Source organism: Streptomyces sp. NPDC049040 (assembly GCF_043197715.1).
In the GTDB taxonomy this organism is placed as follows: domain Bacteria; phylum Actinomycetota; class Actinomycetes; order Streptomycetales; family Streptomycetaceae; genus Actinacidiphila.
This window is the reverse complement of the sequence record NZ_JBICTO010000008.1, coordinates 47,023-69,744: the sequence shown is the minus strand read 5'-3', so window position 1 is coordinate 69,744 and position 22,722 is coordinate 47,023. Positions and strand designations below refer to the sequence as shown.

Annotated in this window: 21 protein-coding genes; 8 read left to right on the top strand and 13 right to left on the bottom strand. The window is 73.2% G+C overall.

Annotated elements, in window-relative coordinates:
• Positions 1-56 precede the first annotated feature (56 nt).
• Positions 57-1,433, bottom strand: coding sequence for an MFS transporter (locus tag ACGFMP_RS21525; protein WP_393674629.1), 1,377 nt, complete (start codon positions 1,431-1,433; stop codon positions 57-59).
• A 166-nt stretch (positions 1,434-1,599) separates the two neighbouring features.
• On the opposite strand from ACGFMP_RS21525, the gene ACGFMP_RS21520 reads away from it, so the two are divergent.
• The gene (locus tag ACGFMP_RS21520; protein WP_393674380.1) at positions 1,600-2,556 is read left to right on the top strand and encodes a GlxA family transcriptional regulator; all 957 of its coding nucleotides are present in this window, start codon (positions 1,600-1,602) and stop codon (positions 2,554-2,556) included.
• Positions 2,557-2,587: 31 nt separating this feature from the next.
• On the opposite strand, the gene ACGFMP_RS21515 is transcribed toward ACGFMP_RS21520, so the two are convergent.
• Together ACGFMP_RS21515 and ACGFMP_RS21510 are read right to left on the bottom strand one after the other, a co-directional pair.
• Positions 2,588-2,995 carry an ATP-binding protein gene (locus ACGFMP_RS21515; protein ID WP_393674379.1) on the bottom strand — a complete coding sequence of 136 codons (408 nt, stop codon included), beginning with the start codon at positions 2,993-2,995 and terminating at the stop codon, positions 2,588-2,590.
• A 379-nt stretch (positions 2,996-3,374) separates the two neighbouring features.
• Positions 3,375-3,743 (bottom strand): STAS domain-containing protein, encoded by a 369-nt coding sequence (locus tag ACGFMP_RS21510; RefSeq protein WP_393674627.1) that lies wholly within the window; start codon positions 3,741-3,743, stop codon positions 3,375-3,377.
• Between the two features lie 241 nt (positions 3,744-3,984).
• Here ACGFMP_RS21510 and ACGFMP_RS21505 point away from each other — a divergent pair, with 241 nt between their 5' ends.
• Both ACGFMP_RS21505 and ACGFMP_RS21500 read left to right on the top strand, forming a co-directional pair.
• On the top strand, positions 3,985-4,596 hold the full coding sequence (locus tag ACGFMP_RS21505; protein ID WP_393674377.1) for a sigma-70 family RNA polymerase sigma factor: 612 nt from the start codon (positions 3,985-3,987) through the stop codon (positions 4,594-4,596).
• Entirely contained in the window at positions 4,593-5,936 is a 1,344-nt protein-coding gene (locus ACGFMP_RS21500) for a maleylpyruvate isomerase N-terminal domain-containing protein (RefSeq protein WP_393674376.1), read from the top strand. The genes ACGFMP_RS21505 and ACGFMP_RS21500 overlap by 4 nt, the downstream gene beginning before the upstream one ends.
• A gap of 108 nt (positions 5,937-6,044) precedes the next feature.
• Here ACGFMP_RS21500 and purU read toward each other — a convergent pair whose 3' ends face one another.
• Positions 6,045-6,923: a formyltetrahydrofolate deformylase gene (gene purU, locus ACGFMP_RS21495; protein WP_393674375.1), complete on the bottom strand. Its 879-nt coding sequence runs from the start codon at positions 6,921-6,923 to the stop codon at positions 6,045-6,047.
• Between the two features lie 45 nt (positions 6,924-6,968).
• On the bottom strand, positions 6,969-7,415 hold the full coding sequence (locus ACGFMP_RS21490; RefSeq protein ID WP_393674374.1) for a hypothetical protein: 447 nt from the start codon (positions 7,413-7,415) through the stop codon (positions 6,969-6,971).
• Positions 7,416-7,701: 286 nt separating this feature from the next.
• Here ACGFMP_RS21490 and ACGFMP_RS21485 point away from each other — a divergent pair, with 286 nt between their 5' ends.
• Positions 7,702-8,835 carry an ABC transporter substrate-binding protein gene (locus ACGFMP_RS21485; RefSeq protein WP_393674373.1) on the top strand — a complete coding sequence of 378 codons (1,134 nt, stop codon included), beginning with the start codon at positions 7,702-7,704 and terminating at the stop codon, positions 8,833-8,835.
• 118 nt (positions 8,836-8,953) lie between these two features.
• Here ACGFMP_RS21485 and ACGFMP_RS21480 read toward each other — a convergent pair whose 3' ends face one another.
• Together ACGFMP_RS21480 and ACGFMP_RS21475 are read right to left on the bottom strand one after the other, a co-directional pair.
• Complete coding sequence (locus tag ACGFMP_RS21480) at positions 8,954-10,372, bottom strand: hypothetical protein (protein ID WP_393674372.1); 1,419 nt, start codon at positions 10,370-10,372, stop codon at positions 8,954-8,956.
• A gap of 227 nt (positions 10,373-10,599) precedes the next feature.
• Entirely contained in the window at positions 10,600-11,979 is a 1,380-nt protein-coding gene (locus ACGFMP_RS21475; protein ID WP_393674370.1) for a transcriptional regulator, read from the bottom strand.
• Positions 11,980-12,339: 360 nt separating this feature from the next.
• Here ACGFMP_RS21475 and ACGFMP_RS21470 point away from each other — a divergent pair, with 360 nt between their 5' ends.
• The 3 genes from ACGFMP_RS21470 to ACGFMP_RS21460 all read left to right on the top strand — a co-directional run bounded on the left by ACGFMP_RS21470 (position 12,340) and on the right by ACGFMP_RS21460 (position 15,641).
• Complete coding sequence (locus ACGFMP_RS21470) at positions 12,340-12,996, top strand: bifunctional DNA primase/polymerase (protein ID WP_393674369.1); 657 nt, start codon at positions 12,340-12,342, stop codon at positions 12,994-12,996.
• Between the two features lie 120 nt (positions 12,997-13,116).
• Entirely contained in the window at positions 13,117-13,995 is an 879-nt protein-coding gene (locus tag ACGFMP_RS21465) for an ABC transporter ATP-binding protein (protein ID WP_393674367.1), read from the top strand.
• A complete protein-coding gene (locus ACGFMP_RS21460) occupies positions 13,995-15,641 on the top strand; it encodes a transporter (RefSeq protein WP_393674366.1) in 1,647 nt (548 codons plus the stop codon). The genes ACGFMP_RS21465 and ACGFMP_RS21460 overlap by 1 nt, the downstream gene beginning before the upstream one ends.
• Before the next feature lie 126 nt (positions 15,642-15,767).
• Here the strand turns inward: ACGFMP_RS21460 and ACGFMP_RS21455 are convergent, their stop codons facing one another.
• Entirely contained in the window at positions 15,768-17,018 is a 1,251-nt protein-coding gene (locus ACGFMP_RS21455) for an MFS transporter (protein WP_393674365.1), read from the bottom strand.
• A 126-nt stretch (positions 17,019-17,144) separates the two neighbouring features.
• Here ACGFMP_RS21455 and ACGFMP_RS21450 point away from each other — a divergent pair, with 126 nt between their 5' ends.
• Positions 17,145-17,732 carry a CGNR zinc finger domain-containing protein gene (locus tag ACGFMP_RS21450; RefSeq protein WP_393674364.1) on the top strand — a complete coding sequence of 196 codons (588 nt, stop codon included), beginning with the start codon at positions 17,145-17,147 and terminating at the stop codon, positions 17,730-17,732.
• A gap of 81 nt (positions 17,733-17,813) precedes the next feature.
• Here ACGFMP_RS21450 and ACGFMP_RS21445 read toward each other — a convergent pair whose 3' ends face one another.
• From ACGFMP_RS21445 to ACGFMP_RS21425, 5 genes are all read right to left on the bottom strand, one after another.
• The gene (locus ACGFMP_RS21445) at positions 17,814-20,765 is read right to left on the bottom strand and encodes a BTAD domain-containing putative transcriptional regulator (RefSeq protein WP_393674363.1); all 2,952 of its coding nucleotides are present in this window, start codon (positions 20,763-20,765) and stop codon (positions 17,814-17,816) included.
• 137 nt (positions 20,766-20,902) lie between these two features.
• On the bottom strand, positions 20,903-21,367 hold the full coding sequence (locus ACGFMP_RS21440; RefSeq protein ID WP_393674362.1) for a pilus assembly protein TadG-related protein: 465 nt from the start codon (positions 21,365-21,367) through the stop codon (positions 20,903-20,905).
• On the bottom strand, positions 21,364-21,792 hold the full coding sequence (locus ACGFMP_RS21435) for a TadE/TadG family type IV pilus assembly protein (protein WP_393674361.1): 429 nt from the start codon (positions 21,790-21,792) through the stop codon (positions 21,364-21,366). The genes ACGFMP_RS21440 and ACGFMP_RS21435 overlap by 4 nt, the downstream gene beginning before the upstream one ends.
• Positions 21,793-21,925: 133 nt before the next feature.
• Entirely contained in the window at positions 21,926-22,393 is a 468-nt protein-coding gene (locus tag ACGFMP_RS21430; protein WP_393674360.1) for a TadE/TadG family type IV pilus assembly protein, read from the bottom strand.
• Between the two features lie 51 nt (positions 22,394-22,444).
• The gene (locus tag ACGFMP_RS21425; protein WP_393674359.1) at positions 22,445-22,690 is read right to left on the bottom strand and encodes a hypothetical protein; all 246 of its coding nucleotides are present in this window, start codon (positions 22,688-22,690) and stop codon (positions 22,445-22,447) included.
• Positions 22,691-22,722: the final 32 nt, after the last annotated feature.

The following is a 22,722-nucleotide window of genomic DNA, read 5'->3' as shown; positions in this document are numbered from 1 at the left end:
TCACTCGTTCGAGTGATCGGGAGCGGATGCGGAACCGGGGGCCTGCGGCGGTCCGTTCACACCATGACCGCCATCGCGGGAGGCGCGGCGACCGGCCGCCGGCGGATCACCAGGGACATCAGCGCGGCCAGCGCACACAACGCACCGGAGGTGTACCAGACGACGTCGTACGAACCGAAGGCATCACGGGCCACACCGCCGAGGAAGGCGACGAGCGCGGCACCGATCTGGTGGGCTGCCAGCACCCATCCGAAGACGATCGCGCTGTTCTCGCCGTAGTGCTCGCGGCACAGGGCGATCGTCGGCGGCACCGTGGCCACCCAGTCGAGTCCGTAGAAGACGATGAACAGCACCATCGGCGGGTGGACGCTGTCGCCGAGCAGCATGGGGAGGAACATGAGCGAGAGTCCGCGCAGGCCGTAGTAGATGGCGAGCAGCCGGCGCGGGGAGATGCGGTCGGTGAACCATCCGGAGGCCACCGTGCCGACGATGTCGAAGACGCCGATCACGGCGAGGAGTGAGGCGGCGGCCGTCACGGGCATGCCGTGGTCGTGGGCGGCGGGCACGAAGTGCGTCTTGACGAGGCCGTTGGTGGAGGCCCCGCAGATCGCGAAGGAGCCGGCGAGCAGCCAGAAGGTGCCGGTGCGCGCTGCTTCGCCGAGTGCCCGCAGCGTACGGGCGGCGGCGCCGGTGACCGGCGGCGGCTTGGGGACGAACTCCTCGGCGCCGTAGGGGGCCACGCCCACGTCGGCGGGGTGGTCGCGCAGCAGGAACCAGACGAAGGGGACGACGGCGACGGCTGCCGCCGCCACCAGCGCCGCGGCCGGCCGCCAGCCGTGGTGCTCGGTGATCCAGGACAGCAGCGGCAGGAAGACCAACTGCCCTGCGGCGCCTGCCGCGGTGAGGACACCGGTGACCAGGCCGCGGCGGGCGTCGAACCACCGGTTGGTGACGGTGGCGGCGAAGGCGAGGGCCATGGACCCGCTGCCGAGGCCGACCAGGACGCCCCAGCACAGGATGAGTTGCCAGACCTGCGTCATGGAGACGGTCAGCCCCGCGCCGAGCGCGATCGTCAGCAGGGCGCAGACCACCACCCGCCGGATGCCGAAGCGGTCCATCAGCGCGGCGGCGAAGGGGGCGGTGATCCCGTACAGCGCGAGGTTGATCGACACGGCCAGGCCGATCATGCCGCGCGACCAGCCGAATTCGGAGTGCAGGGGGTCGATCAGCAGACCCGGGAGGGAGGCGAATGCGGCGGAACCGATCAGCGTCACGAAGGTGACGGCGGCGACCACCCACGCGCGGTGCAGGCGCGGGCGGCGGCCGGGACGGACAGGGAGGCCACTGGTGGCAGGCGCGGGGACTTGAGATGTCTGCGTCACATGAGCAGTCTCCGGTGGCGGGTTTCCGGGGACGAGTGGCCCGATGGCCATCATATGCAAGAATCGGGCCATGACTCCCCCGCTGCCGCCTCAGCCGCCCGCACAGCCGCAGCCACAGCCACAGCCACAGCCCGCCAGGCCCCCGGCCGCTGCCGCCGCGCCCGGTACCGGATCCTCCGCCGGGGTCTTCCGGCACCCGGAGCGGCACCATGTCGCGGTGTTCACCCTGAACGGCGTGATCCCCTTCGAGCTGGGCATCCCGCTGCGGATCTTCGGCGCCGCCGTGGGCACCGAGGACCGTGCGCCGCTCTACGAGGTCGTGACGTGCAGCGTCGAGCCGGGCGAGGTGCGCACCGACGCCGACTTCCCGATCGTGGTGTCGCACGGTCTGGAGGCGCTGGCCGAGGCCGACACCGTGGTCGTGCCCGCGTCGCACGAGCTCGGGGTGGTCTTCACCGAGGGGGTGCTCACCGCGCCGCTCAGGGCGGCCTTCGCGGCGATCCGGCCCGGCACGAGGGTGGTCTCGATCTGCACCGGCTCGTATCTGCTGGCCGCGGCGGGCCTGTTGGACGGCCGCCCCGCGACCACGCACTGGACCAGCGCCGACCATTTCCAGCAGCTCTTCCCGCAGGTCAGGGTCGACCCGGACGTCCTCTACGTGGACGACGGGGATGTGCTGACCTCGGCAGGGGTGGCCGCGGGCATCGACCTGTGCCTGCACATCGTGCGCAGGGACTGCGGCACCGCGGTCGCCAACTCCGTCTCCCGCCGCACCGTGGTGCCGCCGCACCGCGAGGGCGGGCAGGCGCAGTACATCCACCGGCCGCTGCCCGAGCCGCAGTTGGCCAGTACGGAGCGGGCCAGGGCGTGGGCGCTCGACCGGTTGGAGCAGCCGCTCACGCTACGGCAGCTGGCCGAGCGGGAGTCGATGAGCGTGCGCACCTTCACCCGGCGCTTCCGGGAGGAGGTGGGCATGAGCGCGGGCCGTTGGCTGATCCAGCAGCGGGTCGAACTCGCCAGGCAGTTGCTGGAGTCGACCGATCTGAGCGTGGACCGGATCGCCGTGAAGGCGGGTTTCGGCACCGGCGCCTCGATGCGGCAGCACCTCCAGCTGGCGGTGGGGGTGTCACCGACGGCCTACCGGCGCACCTTCCAGCCGTCCGGGCACCGCTGATCCCGGCACCTTGCCCGCCGCCCGACGGCGATCAGGTGAGGGCGGCCGCGCGGTCGACCTCGCACCAGATCTGCTTGCCAGCGCCCTCGGGCTGCCAGCCCCAGCGGTCGGCGAGGCCGTCGACGAGTTCGAGCCCGCGTCCGCCGGTGTCCTCGCGACGGGCGTGCCGCGGGGCGGGCGGCGTCTCGCTGGTGTCGGAGACCTCGACGCGTACCGGCGCCGCGGGCGCGGCCGGGAAGAGCATCCGCAGCACCGCGGGGCAGCCGGTGTGCACCACCGCGTTGGTGACCAGTTCCGAGATGAGCAGGATGAGAGTCTCGGCGACCGGCTCGTCGGCACCTATTCCGGATCCGACCAGCCGCGACCTCGCCCAGCGGCGCGCTCTCCCCACTTCCGCGGGGTCCACGCCGACCTCCAGTTGCACCTGCAGCATCTGCACTGCTCACACCATCCGAACCGGCGGACACAAGGCCTCACGCCTGCCCAGGATCACCGTGCGTGATCCCGACCCCACACAGCATGATTGCCCGACAGTCACTCCAACAAGCGCTTCCGTCATATTCCATCGCAATGGCCCACGCGTGCCGCATACTGTCCGGCGCATCGGGCGGGGCGCAGAACGCCCAGGCCGCAGCACCACCCGGGTCGACCGGGCGGTACCTTCGAGCAGCCTTGGACATACGCGCACCCGATGGAGCGTACCCGAGGCAGGTGCCGACTCCACCGCGTGACAAGTCACGCATCGGACACAACACCGCGCGGACGCTCCGTAATCGGCCCGCATCAATCGGCCCGCATCCGCGGGCCACCGTGGGGCGTCAGGCGCTCAGGGGCTGGGCGGCGTCGTCGGTGGCGGCCGCCAGATCGGGGAAGACCTCGAACAGCCGGCGCACTCCGAGCGCGGCGAGCACCCGGTTGACGTGCGCGCCCTCACCGGGCACCGCACCCTCCTCGGGCAGCACGATCCGCAGCCGCCCGGCGCAGGACCGCATCAGCCGGCGGGCGCCGATCAGCACGCCCACCCCGCTGGAGTCGCAGAAGCGCACATCGGCCAGATCGAGCACCACGTTGCGCTGCCCCTCGGCCACCGCGTCGTGGACCTTCTGCCGTACCGCGGGCGACGAGATCAGGTCCATCTCGCCTGCGACCGTCACGACCGCCCAGCCGTCTCGCTCGGCTCGGGTCACCAGCACGGGACCGCACCTCGCCTCGCTGTCGGTTTCAGCTTCGTCATCACAACGACCCTATGCCCGTTCTCAACCGCAACTCTGCAATCTTCCGGTCACACCCGGATAACAGACCGACAGAACCGATCACATGAGGGGCCAGGTTGGTGCAAAGGGGCGCATGCCGTGGTGGACGGCGGGTACGGTCGAATGCAGCGGCCACCGGGCCGGTGAGGCGGCCGACGACGCAAAGGGGCGGCAGATGGCTACACCCGCACCGCCACGTTGGGACCGCAAGATGCAGCAGCGCCTCGCCCGCGGCGAGGAGGCGGCGCTCGGCGAGCTCTACGACCGCTACGCCTCACTCGTGCACAACCTGGCCCACCGGGTGCTCGACGACGACGAGGCGGCCGACCTGATCACCCGCGAGGTCTTCGGGTACATCTGGGAGAATCCGGACGACTACGACCCCAAGCACGGCTCCCTGCGCTCCTGGATCGCCGCTCTCACCCAGAGTCAGGCGGTGCACCGGCTGCGCCAGTACGAGAGCCGCGGGCGTTCGACGCCCACCGAGGTCGAGGCCAGGGTCCGGGAGGCCAACACCGCGGCCCGCGCCGACTTCATCGTCACCTCGATGCCCGCCCCGCTGCGTGACGCGCTCGAACTCGCCTACCGCGAGCGCCTCGACTACCGGGACGCCGCCGAGGGCCTCGGGGTGAGCGCCGACGAGTCGCGGCGCCGGCTGCGGCTGGGTCTGCAACTGCTGTCCACCGCCATGGAACCGGTCGGCGACCAGGAGGATCTCCCGTTGGAGCGCCGCGGCCCGCACAGCCCCTTCGACACCGGCGGCCAGGGCCGCATGGAGCGGCCGTGAGCGGCCCCGCCTACCGCGACGGAGACGGCCCGCAGGGCGGCGAAGACCTGCCCCGGGTGCCGAGCCAGCGCGACCAGTCCGGCACCCCGCGCGAGCCCGCGACGCCACCGGCCGAGCCCGTGCGCCCGCCCGCACATCCCACGCCCCCGCCGCCTTCCGCACCGACCCCGACCTCGCCGCCTTCCGCACCACCGCCGACCCCGCAGCCCCGGCTGCCGCGGTACGACCACGGCACCCTGAAGTCCCTGCTCGGCGCATGGGCGCTCGCTGTCTGCTCGCACGACGAGTCGCTTGCCGTCGAGGTGCACCTCACCGACTGCGCAAGCTGCGCCGACGAGGCGCTGCGGCTGCGCGACGCGGTGGGCCTGCTGCACCGTGAGGAGAGCCTCGACCTCGATCCGCTGCTGCGCGCCCGGGTGCTCGAGGGATGCCTCGGCCGCCGCCCGGCCCGTATCCCGGTACCCGAATGGGCCGCGCCCTACGACGCGGAGGCAGCCAGGCTCGACGCGCTGCTGCGCGACCTCGGTGACAGCTACTGGCACGAGCCGGTCGAACTGCGCTGGTACGACGGCGCCCCGGTGACCAGGAAGGTCACCATCGGCCAGGTCATCGCCCACCTCACCACGGTCGACGGCCTGGTGGCGGTGGCCCTCGGCCTGCCGGGAGCGGACCGCGGCGGCGCCCTCGCCCTGCCGTCCGACCCCGTGGGCCGCACCGAGGCGCTGTGGACGGCGCAGCGCGCGGACGGCGGTTCCGGCGGCGCGACCGGCGCGGAGTTGCGCGACGCCTGGCGCGGCCAGAGCCACACCCTGCTGCGTACGGTGTCCTTCGCGGGCAGCGGCGCCGCGGAAATCGGCGTCGACTACGGGGCGTTCGCGCTGCCGATGCGGGACGCCTTCGTCGACCGCGCCTTCGAGTGCTGGATCCACGCCTGGGACATCGCCGAAGCCGTGGCCTATCCGTACGACGCGCCCGCGCCGCGCAACCTGAAGCGGATGATCGACCTGGCCGCCAGGATGCTGCCCGCCGCGCTGGCCGAGCGGCGCAGGGGCGGGCTCGCCGACTCCGTCGCCCGGCTCACCGAGGCCGGTGCGCCGGGGCGTTCGCTGCTGCTGGAGATCGAGGGCGCGGGCGGCGGCGAGTGGTATCTGCCGCTGGACTCGCCCGGCGCGCTCGCCTCGCACGACCACACGGTCGCCCATGTGGCGCTGGACGGCGTGGAATTCTGCCAGCTCGCGGCGGGCCATCTGGAGCCCGAGCGGATCGCGTTCGGCCAGCAGGGCGACCGTGACGCCATCCGGGACGTGCTCTTCGCCACGGCGTCGCTCTCCCGGCTCTGAACGGCCCGCCGGCCGGCGGTCGCCGAGGCCGGCGGCGGCTCGAGGCGCTCAGGCGAGGACTCGGGTCGAGACCGAGACCGAGACCAAGACCGAGGCTCAGGCTCAGGCTCAGGCGAAGACGACCGTGCGGCGCCCGTTGAGCAGCACCCGGTGCTCGCTGTGCCACTTCACCGCGCGTGCCAGCGCCTGGCACTCCACGTCGCGGCCGATGGCGACCAGGTGCTCGGGGGTGACCTCGTGGCCGACCCGCTCGACCTCCTGCTCGATGATCGGCCCCTCGTCGAGGTCGGCCGTCACGTAGTGCGCGGTCGCGCCGATCAGCTTCACTCCCCTGTCGTGCGCCTGGTGGTAGGGCTTGGCGCCCTTGAAGCTCGGCAGGAAGGAGTGGTGGATGTTGATGATCTGCCCGGACAGCTCCCGGCACAGGTTGTCGGACAGCACCTGCATGTAGCGGGCGAGCACCACCAGTTCCACGCCTTCGCTGCGCACCAGGTCGAGGACCTGCGCCTCGGCCTCGGCCTTGGTGTCGCGGGTGACCGGGATGTGGTGGAAGGGGACGCCGTAGGAGCCGACCAGCTCGCGGAAGTCGGTGTGGTTGGACACCACCGCGGCGATCTCGACCGGGAGTGCGCCGATGCTGGTGCGGAACAGCAGGTCGTTGAGGCAGTGCCCGAACTTGCTGACCATGAGCACGATCCGCATGCGCTCCGCGGACGGGTGGATCCGCCAGTCCATGTGGTAGGCGTCGGCGATGGCCGCGAAGCTGGCGCGCAGCTTGTCGACGTCGACCGGGGGGTCGGCGGAGAAGTGCACCCGCATGAAGAACAGCCCGGTGTCGCGGTCGCCGAACTGCTGGCTGTCCACGATGTTGCAGCCGGTCATGAAGAGGTAACTGGAGACCGCGTGCACGATGCCCTGCTTGTCGGGGCAGGACAGGGTCAGGACGTACTGCGGCTCGACGGGCGGCTGCGACGGCTGTTCGTTCACCTCGTCAGCCTCGCATACGCGGCCGCTTCCGCGCCGGGCTGTCCGTCACGCGGAACGCGTGTAGATCGCCAGCACCTCCAGCGAGCGCGGCGGGCTGTCCGGGTCCTCGCCGTCCGCTCCCGCCATCAGGACGTGCGCCTCGCGCGCGGCCTGGACCGCGTCCGGCCAGCCGGCGTGCTCCAGGTAGGCGGAGGCGGGCGCGTCGGCCCCCACCTGGTGCAGGATCTTCAGCACCCGCAGCACGGCGACGTCGACGAGCGCCGCCTCCTGCGGGTCGCGGAATATCGTGCCGACGTACTTCTCGGCGGACCAGTTGTCGAGCCAGGTGTCCTCGACGAGGCGGTAGACGGCGTCGGTGACGTCGCCGTAGCCCGCGCGTCCGGTCTGCCAGACCTCGCGCTGGAAGACCGGGTCGCTGATCATGTGCAGCGCCGATCGCACATTGCTGCGCCAGCGCCACCACGGCATGTCATTGAGGGGCATGCCTCCCATCGTGAGGGAGACACGGCCGCGACGGGAAGACTTCTCCGAACCTTGCACGACGGGCAATCGTACGCAGTCGAACGACGGCACCTGTAATTCACCTGAAAGTGACCGTCCGTTCCCGTGGGATCACCCTCGTGTTGGGCCCGTACCGGAATCTTCCGTATCTATGACTGAACGGCGCATGTGCAGGGTTCGCCAGGCTGTCGTCCCACTGCTGGCCGCAAGTGCGCTGATCAGTGGCTGTGGCGCGCTCCCGGGGGGCGCGGGGGGCTCCCCGGGGCCCATCGTGGTGATGACCTGGGCACCGGAGGACACCAGGGCGACGAACATGCCGGGCATGATCGCGATGGCGCAGACCTTCGAGAGCTACATCAACGACTCCGGCGGGCTCAACGGCCGCAAGCTGAAGGTGCTGACCTGCAACGAGCGCAACGACTCGGTGGCGGTGTCGAAGTGCGCCCAGCAGGCCGCGGACGCCCACGCGGTCGCGGTCGTGGGCTCGTACAGCGAGGAGGGCGGCTCCTTCACCACGGCGCTCGAGTCGAACAACATCGCCTACGTCGGCGGATACGGCATCACGCAGGACGAATTCCAGAGCCCGCTGTCGTACCCGATCAACGGTGGGCTGCCCGCGCTGCTCGCCGGCAGCGGCGGTCAGCTGTCGGAAGGGTGCAAGAAGGTCGCGCTGGTGCGGCCCGACACCATCACCGGCGACCAGTTCCCGATCTTCCTCGACGAGGGCCTCACGTCGTCCGGGCGCCCGGCCGCCCGCGACCTGCCCGCCAAGGACGACGCCACGGACTACACCGACGTCGCGGAGCGGTCGATCGGCGACAACAAGTCGAGCAACTGCGTGTCAGCGGTGCTCGGCAGCCACACCAGCACCTTCTTCGACTCGCTGCGCAGGCTCGGCGACAAGCCGCCGAAGGTCCGGCTGTCCTCGGTGATAGGCAGCGTCCAGCAGTCCCTGGTGGACGCCACCGGCGGCCCTGACAGCCCGCTGGAGAACGCCCTGGTCACCGACTGGTACCCGCCGGCCTCCGACCCCAAGTGGAACCAGATGAAGTCGGTCGTCACCAAGTACGCCTTCTCCGACGACCGCATCGACGTGGCCGACCCCGGGGTGCAGACCACCTGGATCGCCTACACCGTCTTCGCCAAGGTCATCGAGGCGATGGAGAAGGGCACGGCGATCACCGCCAACAGCGTGCAGCGGGCGCTCGACCGCACCACCGGGCTGTCCACCGGCGGGCTCACCCCCGACCTCGGCTGGACGGACAACGACCTGCTCGACATCCCCGACCACGCCCGCCTGGTCGACTCCAAGGTCACCTACCAGGTGGTCAAGGGGGGCAAGCTGGTGCAGCAGGGCTCGGGCTTCGTGGACGTGGCGGCGAAGCTGAAGAAGGCCACGAGCGTCAGCTGAGGCCGTCCGCCGGTCCGGGTCCTGGTCGGGACCCGGACCCGGACCCGGAGCCGGAGCCGGACCCGGATACCCGGGTCCGCCCGGCCGGCGGGCTCGTGCGACGAGCCGCCGAGGGGCCTCAGAGCTGGCTGTACTGCCGCTGCGTGAGGCTGTACTTGCTCGCGATGGCATTCCACAGCTTCACCGCGGTCTTCTTCTGGCTGGTCGCGGTGGCGCTCTCCCTGCTGGCCGCCTGCGTCTCCGAGGTGCTGCGGGCGTGGCCGCCCTTGCAGACCTTGCCGCCGTGCGCGGCCTGGTCCGCCCATGCCGCGTAGTGGCCGTCGGCGGCGGAGGACGCCTGCCAGGCCTTGGTGAGGGCCGTGGTCAGTTCCGCGTGGTTGGGCAGCTTGTCGACGGCAAGGCCGCTGAGCTGGGTGACCAGGTCGGTGCGCTGGGTCGCGGCGGCACGCAGGTCCGCGGCGGCGCCCGGCAGGTTCTTGCAGCCCTTGATCGACTCGACCGCGCCGACCACCGAGCTGCGGCTGGCGCCGCTGGTCTTGAGCAGCGCGTCCAGCGCCTTGGCCTGCGCCTCCGCGTCGTTGCCCGCGGCCGCGCCGGGGCTGCTCGACGCGGATCCCGTCGCCTTGTCCGTGGCGGTCGCGACCGGCTTGCCGTCCGCCGAGGACTTGCCGCCGCCGCCGCTGTTCATCAGGGCGCCGACCACGAGGCCGGCGACCACGCAGCCGGCCACCACGATCCCGATGACCACCTTGGGCGACGTCCGGCGCCCGCCGTCGCCGTCGTCGTAGCCGTCCTCTGCGTAGCCGGGCTCCCACGGCGGCCGGCCGTATCCCTGCTGCTGTGCCTGCTGCTGGGCGGACGGGGGCTGGATGATGCGCTGGCGCAGCGGTTCCGGGCCGGGGACGTCGTTCCTGAACAGGTGGTCGTAGTCGCTGTCGTGCTCGGGTCCCGGCTGCTGCGGCTGCTCGTAGCCGCCCTGCGGCGCGAACTGCTGCGGGCCGCCGTAGGACGGCTGGTCGGCGAAGGGCTGCGGCTCGGGATACTGCTGCTGCTCTGCGTACTGCTGCCCGCCGGGGAAGTCCTGCCCGGGGTAGCCCTGCGGCTGCTGCTGCCCGTAGGCGTCGTACGGCTGCTGCTGGTGCTGCTCCTGGAACATCCCCAGCGGCAGCGCCTGGGTGGCCTCGGCGGGAGTGGGCTCCGGCGGGGCCGTGTTCGGATAGGGCGGCAGCATCTGGGTGGCGTCCGCGACCGGGGCGGGGGGCTGCGGCGGCGCCGCGGCCATGGGGGCGGGCCCTGCGCCGGGGTAGGGCGGCAGCATCTGGGTGGCGTCCGCGGGCTCGGCGGCCTGCGGCGGGTAGGACGGCGGTGTTTGCGGTGGTACGGGCGGGGTGCCGCCGTGCTGCGCGGGCTCGCCCCAGGGGGTGCCGCCGGCCGGCTGGACGTGCTCGCCGTAGGGCGCGGGCGGCTGCTGCCCTCCCGGGAGGACGACGCCCCGGTACGGTTCGGGCGTTTCCTCGCCGCGTCCGTTGCTGTGCATCGCCGTTGACTCCCGCCTTCACCCAGTGTCGGACGTCTGCACACGCTACCGGGTCAACAGCGAGAGGGACCACGAACCCGAACGAGCGAGCGCCCCGACATGGCGTTGACGTGCGGGCCGGGGCGCCGCGGGAGGCGGCGCCGCCGGGTTTCTCCAGCACTTTGGGGCGTGCCACTCGAACGGTGTCGGTCGGATAACGATTCGGTGGGTACTTGCCGGTTGGCCGTTTACGCGGCGTCCTGGGACTCCAGCCGGGCGCCGAACTCCCTTACCGACGGCTCGGCGGAGAAGGGATCGAGCCGGCGTCTGAAGTCCTCCAGATACTCCGCTCCGCGGTCGGAGCGCAGACCGGCCAGCATGGTGACGGCCTGGGTGCCGGTGTGGCAGGCCTGTTCGATCTCGCGCTGCTGCACCTGGGCGTCCGCGAGCAGCAGCAAGTCGATGGCCCGGCGCCTGGCGCGGCTGACGGGGTGTGCGGCGAGGGCCTCCTCCGCACGTCTGGCGGCGGGTACGGCCTGGCCCAGGTCCCGGTGACAGTGCGCCAGTTCGTCGGCCAGGTAGGCGTGGTCGAAGTGCGCGATCCACGGCGGGTCCTGGTCGGGCTCCGAGCGCTCCATGGCGGCGACGGCGAGACCGGCGACGGTGGCGAAGGTCCTGGCGTCGCCGAGCAGCGCGTGGCCGCGCGCCTCGGCCGCGTAGAACATCGCCTCCGCGGTGTGGCCGACCTGACCCCTCGCGCCTTCCTGTGCGGCGCGGGCGAGTTGGGCGATCTCCCGCGGATTGCCGAGGGCCGCGGCCAGGTGGCTCATGCTCGCGGCCAGGATGTAGCCGCCGTAGCCGCGGTCGCCCGCCGCCTGGGCGAGCCGCAGCGCCTGGATGTAGTAGCGCTGCGCCAGGCCCGGCTGGCCGGTGTCCACCGCCATGTACCCGGCAAGCTCGGTCAGTCGGGCGACGGCCGAGAACAACTCCCGCCCGACCGACTCGCGGTAACTGCCCGCCAGCAGGCCCGACACCACGCTGTTCAGGTAGTGCACCACCACCGGCCTGACATGGCCGCTGCCGAACCTGTGGTCCAGGTCGGTGAGCGCCTGGGTGGTGGCCTTGACCGCCTCGACGTCCGAAGCGCCCACCCTGGCACCGCCGTTGCGCGCCACGCCCTGGTCCGGCCTGGTGATCAGCCAGTCCCTGCTCGGCTCGACGAGGGCGGAGGCCGCGACCGTGGAGCCGGACAGGAAGTCGCGCCTGCCGACGTCGCTGCGCCACAGCTCGCAGACCTGCTCGATCGCGCCCGGCACCGTCGGCGCGAAGTGCAGGCCGATGCCGGTGGCCAGGTTCTTGCCGTCGGCCATGCCGATCTCGTCTATGGTCACCCCGCGGCCGAGCTTGCGCCCCAGCGCCTCGGCCACGATCCCGGGCGCCCTGCCCCTGGGCTGCTGGCCGCGCAGCCAGCGGGCCACCGACGTCTTGTCGTAGCGCAGGTCGAGGCCGTGCTCGGCCCCGCACATGTTGACCCTGCGGGCGAGCCCCGCGTTGGAGCAGCCCGCCTCCTGGATCAGCGACTGGAGCCGCTCGTTCGGCTGCCGCGCCACAAGTGGCCGTGCGGCCATGGTGTCCCCCTCGTCTCGTCAACCCCGTCCCGGTGACCGACGTCCGTACGGCACTGCGCCCCGGCGGCCCTGCGGCCCCGCGGCGCCTCGGCCCGACTGCGGTGTGCCCGGCGGCCGCACGCCGCTGGATGCGCTGCCGTACGGCTGTGCGGCTCACTGTGCGGATGCTTCCCACCCCGCGGGTGGAAAATGCCCCGCTTTGCCGACGTTTCGCCGGAGCCGCCCGGCGGGCCGCCCCCCACTGCTTACCCGCACCGGACGCCGGCTGCCCGTACGCGCCCCCGGCAGTGCATCCGTGCGCCCGCCATGAGCCGCGACATCACCCCGTAACCGACGGTCACGCGGAGAGTTGTGCAGCGCGTGGAAGACAGCATCGGCGTCCCGCGCCGCTTCACCGGTCAACTGCTCGACGCGGCGGTCCGTTACGCGGAGGAGCGGCACTGGGACGTGGTGCCGGGCTCGTGGCTGGAGACCGGCGCCTCCGGTGTGCCCCGCTGCTCCTGCGGCTCCGCCGGCTGCGGCGCGCCGGGCGCACACCCCATACGGCCGGACTGGACGGCCCGCGGCAGCGTCAGCGCCCCCGCGGTGCGCAGGATGTGGCAGACGCATCCGGAGTCGTCGGTCCTGCTGCCCACCGGGCGCACCTTCGACGCCGTCGACGTCTCAGAGGACGCCGGATGCCTGGCGCTGGCCCGCATGGAGCGGATGGACCTGCCGCTCGGCCCCGTACTCGGCGCCCCCGGCCGCCGCCTGCTGTTCTTCGTCCTGCCGGGCGCCGCAGCGAAGGTCCCGGACCTCTTGCGGCGGCTGGGCCGGCCGCCCGAGTCACTCGACCTCTCGGTGCTCGGCGAGGGCGGCTGGGTCGTCGCGCCGCCGACCAGGACCGTGCCGGGGGGCTGCGCCCAGTGGGCCCGCCGGCCGACCCCGGCGAACCGCTGGCTGCCGGACGCGGCGGAGCTGCTGAGCCAGCTGGCGTACGCCTGCGGCCGCGAGGCGGCCGCGGCCCGCGCCCGCTGACCCGCCGCCTGTCACCGGCCGTACTCTCGGCCGCGATCTCGTCACTGTCAGTGGCCCCCCTTAGGGTGGCGGTACACGTGAGGGAAGCGCGGACACGGACACGGGGAGGGGTGCCGCGACATGGCGGACGAGACGGAAAGCACGCCGGCACGGGCGGTGCGAGGGGCGCCCCTGCCGTATTACGGGGCGGCCGGAGGCACGGGGCGGGCGCAGGAGGGCGCGGAGCCGGAAGGGCCCGTTCCCGCGGTCCTGGTGCGCGGGCTCTGGAAGCGCTTCGGCGAGCAGGCGGCCGTCGCGGGGATCGACCTGGACCTGCCCTCGGGCCGTTTCATCGGCCTGGTGGGGCCCAACGGCGCGGGCAAGACGACGACGCTGTCCATGGTCACCGGCCTGCTGCGGCCCGATGACGGCCTGGTGCGGATCAGCGGCGTCGACGTGTGGTCGGACCCGGTCTCGGTCAAGGCCAGGATCGGCGTACTCCCCGAGGGCCTGCGGCTGTTCGAGCGCCTCTCCGGGCGCGAGCTCCTCGCCTACACCGGCAGGCTGCGAGGTCTGCCGGGCGCCGAGGTCGACAAGCGGACCGCCCAGTTGCTCGACGTGCTCGACCTGACCGACGCCCGGCACAAGCTGGTGGTGGACTACTCGACCGGCATGCGGAAGAAGATCGGCCTGGCGGCTGCGCTGCTGCACAATCCGGAAGTCCTCTTCCTCGACGAGCCGTTCGAGGGTGTCGACCCGGTGTCCGCGCAGGTCATCCGCGGTGTGCTGGAGCGCTATACCGCGGCGGGCGGCACGGTCGTCTTCTCCTCCCATGTGATGGAGCTGGTGGAGAGCCTGTGCGACTGGGTCGCGGTGATGGCAGGCGGCCGGATCGTGGCCCGCGGCCCGCTCGCCGAGGTCCGCGGTGACGCGCCCACCTTGCAGGACGCCTTCCTGTCCCTGGTCGGCGCCGACCGGCGCACCGGCCAGGACCTGGACTGGCTGGGCGGCGGCCGGTGATGACCGCTGCCGCACCGCCCGACACGCCGCCCGCGTCGCCGTCCGACGCGCGGGCCCCCTCCGTCACCGGCGTCTTCGTCCGGCTCAAGCTGTCGCTGCTGCGCAACGGGCTGCGGCAGTCCACCGGCCGCACCGTCGGCTGGTGCGTGGGCACCGGCGTTGCGCTGCTGTACGCGCTGGCGAACGGCGCGGGCCTGATCGCGCTGCGCCACAACCACTACGCTCCCGCGGTCTCGGTGACCACGGCGGTGGTGCTCGGCGTCGGCTGGGCGGTGATGCCGCTGTTCTTCTTCGGCGGCGACGACACCCTCGACCCGACCCGGCTGGCCATGCTGCCGCTGCGCCCGCGCCCGCTGCTGACCGCGCTGCTCACGTCGTCGCTGATCGGCGTCGGACCGCTCTTCACGCTGCTGCTCGCCACCGGTGCGGTGACCGCCGTGGCCGAAGGCCCGGCCGCGGTCGCTGTCGCGATCCTGGCCGTCGTCCTGCTGCTGGCGCTGTGCGTGGCCTTGTCCCGCGCCATGGCCGCGGCCAACACCCGGCTGCTGACCAGCCGCAAGGGGCGCGATCTGGCGCTGCTCAGCGGCCTGTTCGTCGCGGTCGGCGCCCAGCTGGTCAACCTCGGGCTCAGCTCGCTGTCCGGCACCGAGGGGCTGCACCGGGCCACGTCGGCGGCGGCCGTGCTGCGCTGGATACCCCCGGCCACCGCTGTGGACGCGGTGCGCTCCACCGGCCGGGGAGCGTACGGCCTGGCGGCCGTGCAGCTCGCCGTGACAGCCGCCGTGCTCGCCCTCGTCCTGCGCTGGTGGTATCGCAGCCTCGTCCGGCTGATGGTGTCGCCCGACGCGTCCACGATCGCCGCCGCGCCCGAGCAGTCGCGGCAGCGCGGTCCCGCGGGTGGCCGGGAGCCCTACCATCTGCTGCCCCCTGGCCGCACCGGCACGGTGATGCAGCGGCAGTTCCGCTACCTGTGGCGGGACCCGCGGGCCAAGGCGGCGCTCGCGACCGGGCTCGCGGTCGGGCTGATGCTGCCGCTGGTCGCGGTGGTCCAGCACGGCAGCGTCTACCAGTGCCTGTGGGCCGCCGGGTTGCTCGGCGTGCAGATGTACAACCAGTTCGGGCTCGACGGCTCCGCCTTCTGGACCGTGATGGCCACCATCTCCGACCGCCGCGACGCCGAGCTCGAACTGCGCGGGCGCGCGCTGACCATCGCGCTCATCGCCGTCCCGTACGTCACCGTGGTGACCGCCGGCGCGGCCGTACTGCTCGGGCGGGTGGACGCGCTGGCCGAGACGCTCGGCCTGTCCTTCGCCTTCACCGGCGCGCTGGTCGCCACCGGCGGGTTCGCCAGCGTGCGCTATCCGTACGCGGTGCCGCGGGACAATCCCTTCTCCAACGCGGCGCCCGGCCAGAGCGGGCTGGTCCTGCTCAACGTCTTCGGCGGCACGGCCGCCGGGCTGGCGCTGTGCCTGCCGGTGCTGGTCCCGGTCATCGCGCTCCACGTCACCGGCCACCACGGCCTGCTCTGGCTGGCTCTCCCCGTCGGGGCGATATACGGCGCCGCCATCGCCGCGGTCGCCCTGCGCTGGACGGCGCCCCGCCTCCTCGACCGCCTGCCGGAGATCCTGGCGACGGTCCGCGGCTGAGGGTCGCACTCGCGGGCGGCCTGGGGCGCTCACCCGCCCGGCGCGGTGCGCAGGACCGCCGCGCCGCCTGGGATGCGCGCCTTGCGGCTCGCCCCGGCCGGCGGCACCGCGCCGGAGGGGCTGGCGTCAGGTGCGGCGGGGGAAGGCGGCGGTCAGGGCCAGCAGCGGGAGGGCGGCGCCCAGCGCGGTCACCGCCGGCCAGCCGCCGAGGTGGTAGGCGGCGGAACCCGCCTGGGAGCCCACCGCGCCGCCGACGAAGAAGGTCGCCATGAAGGCGCTGTTGAGCCGCGCCCTGGCGCCGCTGTCGAGCTGGTAGACGACGTGCTGCCCGAGGATCAGCGTGGTCTGGACAGCCATGTCCAGCAGCACCGCGGCCGCGCCGAGCGCCAGCACGCTGTGCCGCCCGACCACCGCCACGCCGAAGGCGACCGCGGCGGCGGCAAGGGCGACCGCCGTCATCGGCCGGACCAGTCCGCGGTCCGCCCACCGCCCGGCCTGCGGGGCGATCAGCGCACCGCCCGCGCCCGCGAGCGCGAAGAGGCCCACCTGCCACTGGTGGTAGTGGAAGGGCGCCGAGGTGAGCACGAAGGAGATGGTCGTCCAGAAGACGCTGAACGCCCCGAACATCGCCGCCTGGTAGAGCGCCCGGCGGCGCAGCGCCGGATGGACCTTGAGCAGCCGGACCGTGGACTTCAGCAGCGCCCCGTACCGCAGTGCGGCGGCGGGCGGCCGCGCGGGGAGTGCCGAGCGCAGCACCAGCGTCAGTATGGTCATCAGCGCGGCGGAGCCGAGGTAGACCACCCGCCAGCTCGTCGCGCCCGCGACCACGCTGCCGACGGTGCGGGACAGCAGGATCCCGGTGAGCAGCCCGCTCATCACCTGCCCGACCACCCGGCCCCTGCTGGCGTCCGGTGCCAGGTCAGCGGCGAAGGGCACGAGGATCTGCGCGACGGTGAGGGTGCACCCGACGATCAGCGAGGCGACGAGCAGGACCGCGAAGTCGGGCGCCGCCCCGGCGAGGACGAGTGCCCCCACGGTGAGGGAGAGCAGCAGGGTGGCGAGCCGGCGCTTCTCGGTGACGTCGCCGAGCGGCACGAGGAGCAGCAGGCCGAGCGCGTAGCCGAGCTGGGTCGCCGTGACCAGGCTGCCGGCCGTGACGGCGCCGATGTGGAAGGAGCCCCGCAGCTCGCTGAGCAGCGGTTGGGCGTAGTAGAGGTTGGCGACGGTCAGGCCGCAGGAGACGGCGAGCAGGATGACCAGCCGCCGCGGCGGGCCGGCCTGCGGCGACTCGGGGGACGGCGGCAATGCCGCACCCTTGCCCGTCCCGGCGCCGGGGGCGGAATCGGCGAGGTCGGCGGGGCCGTTGGGCTGGGACATCGTCACCTCACTGCGCGGACGCGCGCCGAACTGCGCCGGCTTGCGCGGTCACGCACAAACGGGAACCGGTTAAAGTGGTGTACCGACCGTACCAGTCATACCGGTTCCGGCAGTACGCTGGTCCGCATGGAGGACACCGGCGCTCCCCCGCGTTTCCGGCAAGGCTCAGGCCGGTTGTGCCTGGATTACCTGCGGACCCTGCGCTACCGCGGGACCCCGCGCGTGACCGAGGAGCTGGCCGACCCCGCCGCGCTGCTCGCCTGGGTGCGGCAGTGCGGACCCGGGGTCGACGCTCCGCGCTCGGCGGCGCCGCCCACCGCTGACGACGTGCAGGCCGCGCGGGCGCTGCGGGAGGCGGCCTACGCGCTGATCACGGCGGTGATCGCCGCCGGCGGCCCCGCGGTCCCCGCCGCCGCGGCCAGGACCCGGCTCAACCGGGCGGCCGCCGAGACCGTGCCGGTGCCGTATCTCACGCCGGACGGCGAGCTGCGGCGGCGTGCCGACGACCCGGTGCGTGCCGTGCTCGCGCTGGTCGCCAGGGACGCACTCGAACTGGCCGCCGCACCTGCCCTGCTCCCCCGCCTGCACTCCTGCGCCTCGCCCGATTGCGGGGCGCTCTTCCTCGACGCTTCCCGCCCGGGGACTCGCCGCTGGTGCTCGATGGACATCTGCGGCAACCGCGCGAAGAAGTCCGCTTTCCGCTCCCGCGTCTGACCGGCGACGGGGACCACGCCCCCGGGCACGGTGGCCCAGGGGGCTCCGCCCCGGCCCGCAGGCCCTCCGTCCCCTGCGGGGTCAGTTGGCGACGCTGCCGCGCCAGGTGGGCAGGAGCTCGTCGAGAAGCGCCTCGACCCTCGGCGGCAGGCCGCGACCGGGACCGCCCAGGGTGTGCGCACGGGCGAGGAGGGAGACCGCGGCGGCCTCCACCCGGGCGGGGTCGCCGGTGGCGTGCGTGGCGCGGAGGAGTTCGAGCCAGAGCCGCTCGTCGTCCGGCGCCACGATCAGGCCCGTCTCCACCGCCGCGACGGCCGCCTTGGGCTTCGCGGCGTCGAGGTGCAGCGCGGAGAGGGCGAGAGCGATCTCCGCCACCAGCACCGGGTGCTGGGCGTCGACGATCTCGTGGGCGAGCCACCCGTAGCGCCCGATGGCGCGGTCTTCGAGCAGCCGCCCCCTGGCCAGCGACAGCGCGTCGGTGAGCAGCCGGCGGCGGGCGGCCGGATCGTCGGCCGCGGCGCCCCTGTCGGCCTCGTGGTGCAGTGTCTGAAGGACGTCCCAGTCGGAGACGACCGAGGTGGACAGGACGATGCGCCCGGTGTCGTCGAAGGACATGCGGGCCGAGCCGTCGGCGTCGGTGCCGAGCCAGTCGCGGAGCCGGTCGACGAGCGCGTCGCGCACGTCCTGCGTCACCCCGCGCGGCCACAGCGCGGCGGCCAGGACGCGCGGGTGGACCCCCTCGCGGTGCAGCAGGAGCAGCGCGAGTGCCTCGTGCAGCAGCGGGCTCCTTTCCGCGGCGGGCGCGTCCACGCCGATGAGTTCGAAGGTGCCGAGCAGCCTGGCGTAGACGCCGGGGCGGCCCTGGTCGCTGAGGTCGACGAGGAAGGGCGGTGCGCCGGGGCCGGGCTCCGGCCCGTCGTCCCCGCCGCCTGCTTCCGCGAACAGCCTGAGCAGGGCGGCGTAGTGGGCGGCGGGCAGTCGCTGCGCGACGAGGTCGAGTCCGAGCAGCGGCGCGGTGAGCCGGCCCTCGGCGCTGACGTGCAGCTCCCAGGCCGCGCCCGGCAGGGGGGCCGTGCCGCCGGCCACCAGGTAGCCGATGCCCAGCCGGCCCGCGTCCGCGGCGAGTTCGGCGAGCCGTTCGGCCTCCTCCTCGGTCGGCCGCCCGGCGATCAGCACCAGGTGCGGTGCCCACTGGGTGTGCTGGGCGCGGCCCGCCCTGCCGGTGAGGACGCTGTCCTGACCGGCGTTGCGGAGGGCGGCGAGGCGCTGCGTGGTCTCGGCCGCCATGATCTCGATGACCTCGGGCACGTCCGCGAGGTGGCGGACCCGGGCGGGCGCCAGCGCGGTCAGGTCCTCGGCGAACCCGACCAGCGTGACCGTCATCCGGTCCGACCAGCCGTTGGTGGCCAATTCCGCCGCCACCGAGGCGAGTACGGCCTCCCGGTCGGGCCTGGCGCCGCTCAGCGAGACGATGCCCGGCACGGCTTCGAGGTTGAGCAGCAGCCGCGCCTCGTCCAGGGTGCCGAGCACGGCGAGGCCCGGATAGGGCGCCGCGGCCGCGGTGTCGGCGTCGTCGGCCAGTGCGGCGCGGGCCAGCCGCCAGAAGGTCTCGTCCTGGCCGACCTGCCAGGGCGCGGGCGGCCGCCCCTCGGGCCAGGCCAGTTGGAGGTGCAGCTCGTCGGTGGTGAGCCAGGCGGCGTAGACGGTGGGGAGTTGGCGGCCCTCGGCGTCCAGCTTGGCGGACAGCGCGCGCAGGCCGCGGTCCAGGAAGGCGACGGTGTCGGGGTCGGCGCCGATCCGCAGCGCGTCGGCGGCGTCGGCCTGCGGCCCCGCGGGGGTGCGCGGGGTGCGCAGCACTCCGTCGGTGACCGACTGCCACAGTGCGGTGCGCCGCCTGCGGCCGAGCGCGGCGAGCAGTCCTGCGGCCAGCAGCGGGGCGGCGATCAGCGCCTCGGGCAGCGCGGAAAGTCCGCCGCCGTGCGCCCCGGCGCCGGTGTCGCCGGCGGTCGCGGTGGCCTGCGCCGGTGCGGGGGCGTGCACGGTGGCGTCGGCGGGGGCGGCCGGCGGGGTCCCGGCGTCGTGCCTTGCGGGGGCGGGCGCCGGGTCGGCGTGGGCTGCGGGGGCGCCCTCGGCCACCGTGTCCTTGGCGCCGCCGTGTTCCGCGTAGTGCTGGATGTCGTGGGCGACGTGGGGCGCGGGCATCTCGACGAGGTCGCCGCCGTGTGCGTCGGCCGGCATCTCCATGACCCAGCCGGGCCGGATCAGGCTGGCCTGCGACAGCCGTGAACCGTCGGGCTGCACACGGTCCTTGTTGAGTGCGTAGATCTCCTTGTAGCGGCGGCCGTCACCGAGGTGGCGTTGCGCGATGTCCCACAGCGAGTCGTGGTGGCGGCCCTCGGGCGGCTGGATCCGGTAGAACTTCGTCGCCCCCTGGGCGTGTTCGACGCTGCGTACGGCTCCCGCCCGGGCGCCGTCCTGCTGTGGCGCGACGACGGCGGTGGACTGCGCCTCGTGCGACGCACCGGGGTGCTGCTCGGCTGTCGCGGCGACGCCGGGTCTTGCCTGCTGGTGCGCCTGGTGGTGGGTGCCGATCTGCGCGAGTCCCGGGGTCAGCGTCGCGGCGCCGACGCCGAGCAGGAGCAGCGCGGCGACCAGCTGCCGGGCGAGCAGCTGGCTCGCGCCCGAGCCGGGGATGTGCTGCGGCAGGCCCACGCCTGACACCGCAGCCTTGCCCTCCACCAGGACGCACGCGGCGAACTGCGCCCAGGCCAGCCACACCACGACGGCGAGGGAGTTGACGAAGGTCTCGGTGGTGATCGGCTGCCGCAGCACGTCGGAGTCGAAGTGGTGCGGGAAGGGCGAGCCGATGAAGTACAGCAGCGATCCGGGTACGCCCACCACGAGCACGGCGAGCACCACGAACGCGGCCAGCGCGCGTACGACGTCGCCGAACGTGCGGCGCCTGCGCGGCGGGCGGCCCTGTGCCGGCCCCTGCTGCGGTTGGGTGCGTCCCGTGGCGGTCGTGCGTGCCATCGCTGCTGCCCTGCTTCCTGTGCTCCGGTGGCGTGCCTTCTCGGTCGTACGCTGTCGGTCGTACGCGGTCGGTCGTGGTCGTGGCGCGGTGCTGTCGGATGCGGCCGGTCGTGCGCGGGTCGGCCGATCGTGCGGGTTCAGCCGGTCAGTGACTGGGCGGAGGCGATCCCTTTGGCGTGCTGGTCGCCCTTGAGGAAGAAGCCGCTCATCATCGGCTCGTAGGTGAGCTGCACCTCGACGGTGACCTGGTCGGCGTCCGTCGGGGCCACGCAGTGCGAGGCGCCGACATCGTCCGTGTCGAGGCCTGCCGACACCAGGAAGGTGCGGATGTTCCGGTCGCAGTTCTGGTAGTTGATCGGTGCGGTCGGGCCGAGGTCCTTCGCGCCGCGCACCGCTTCCACGTTGATGTCCTGGGCGGCGGCGCGGGCGGCCTGTTCTGCGAGGTCCGCGGCGCGTTCGCGCTTGGCGAGGGTCATGCCGCCGTCCACCACGAAGGCGGCCAGTGCGATGAAGAGCAGCGCGAAGATGACGACCGCGATGGCGCCGGAGCCGCGGTCGCCCTCGCCGCGGGCGGCGGTGCAGCGGATCCGCAGGAGGTTCACTCGATCCTCCGGTAGTAGTCGAGCGGCGACGCGAACTGGCTGGTCATGGTGGTGGGGATGTTGAGCCCGACCACCGTGAGACCGCGCACCTTGCAGGACAGCTGGACGGCGTAACGGCCGCCGTCCGCGCTCCATACGGTGCCGGCGGTGGTCATCCGGACGGCACCGTCGCAGATCCCCTCGAGGTCGCTGGTCGCGGCGGCGAACGCGGCCCGGTCGGCGTCCTCGCGTTGGCTCTGGAGCGACCCGGCCCTGGCGGCGTCGCGTGCGGCGCCGTCCAGCGCCCCGCGCCCGTCGACCAGTTGGCCGAAGGCGACGAGGACCAGGATGAAGAGGATCAGCAGCGGTGCGAGGATCACGATCTCGACCGTCGAGATCCCGGTGTCCGCGCCGGTGCCCGCGGACGTCGGCGTTTTCGCGTTCACGGCCGCAACCGTGCCTGCGGCCACGTCCGTGTCGGCGTCCGCGCCCGCATCCGTGCACGTCGCCGCGCCCGTGCCCGTGCGAGCGGTCGGGTCCGCGTTCGTCTTCGTACCGGTCGCCTCCGCCATCCGCGTCTCAATCCCCCTGCACGAAGCGTTCGATCGGCCCCTGGGACCGTTCGTCCACGGTGATCCCGATGCCGAGGATCGACGGCACGTGCCCGACGACCTGGACGCTCACGTTGTCGCCGTCCCGCTGGACGTTGATGTCGTGCGAGGTCAGCAGGCTGCCGCCGAGCTGGTCGATGTAGCCGTTCGCCTTGAGGCGTGCCCGGTCCTCCCAGTCGTCCGGGTGCACGCTCGCCTGCGCGCGGGCTTCTCGCGCCCCGGCCCTCGCCGCGGCCTGCGCGACGTGCTCGGCGAAGTAGTACATGGCGAACTGCACGGTCAGGAAGATGATCCCGAAGACGATCGGCGTCAGGAAGACGAACTCGATCGCGGTCATGCCGCGGTCGTCCTTCCCGCGCCGGCCCACACCGCTGTCGCCTCGCGCGGCGGCCAGGCGGCCGCCCAGCGCGCGGCGGAACGCTTGCAAGCTGCTCATCCCCGTCAGCTCATCTCCTTTGAGGGCCGGGCCGGTGGTGTCCGGCCCGGATCAGCAGTCGGTGTCCTTGGATGCCTTGTCGATGCAGGTGGTGACGCTGTCGCTCTTGCTGTCCAGCGCCTTGCTGATGGCCACGCCGATACCGGCGACGAGCGCCGCCACGATGGCCGAGATGATCACCCATTCCACGGCCGAGGCGCCGACGGTGCGGCCCTCGGTCCTGGCCCAGGCGATACGGCGGCGTACGAAGGCGAGGACCGGTTCGGCCGCTCTGGCGAGGGGATTGGGACGGTTCATGGTCCTGGTCCTTTCTGGGTGCGACTACGACG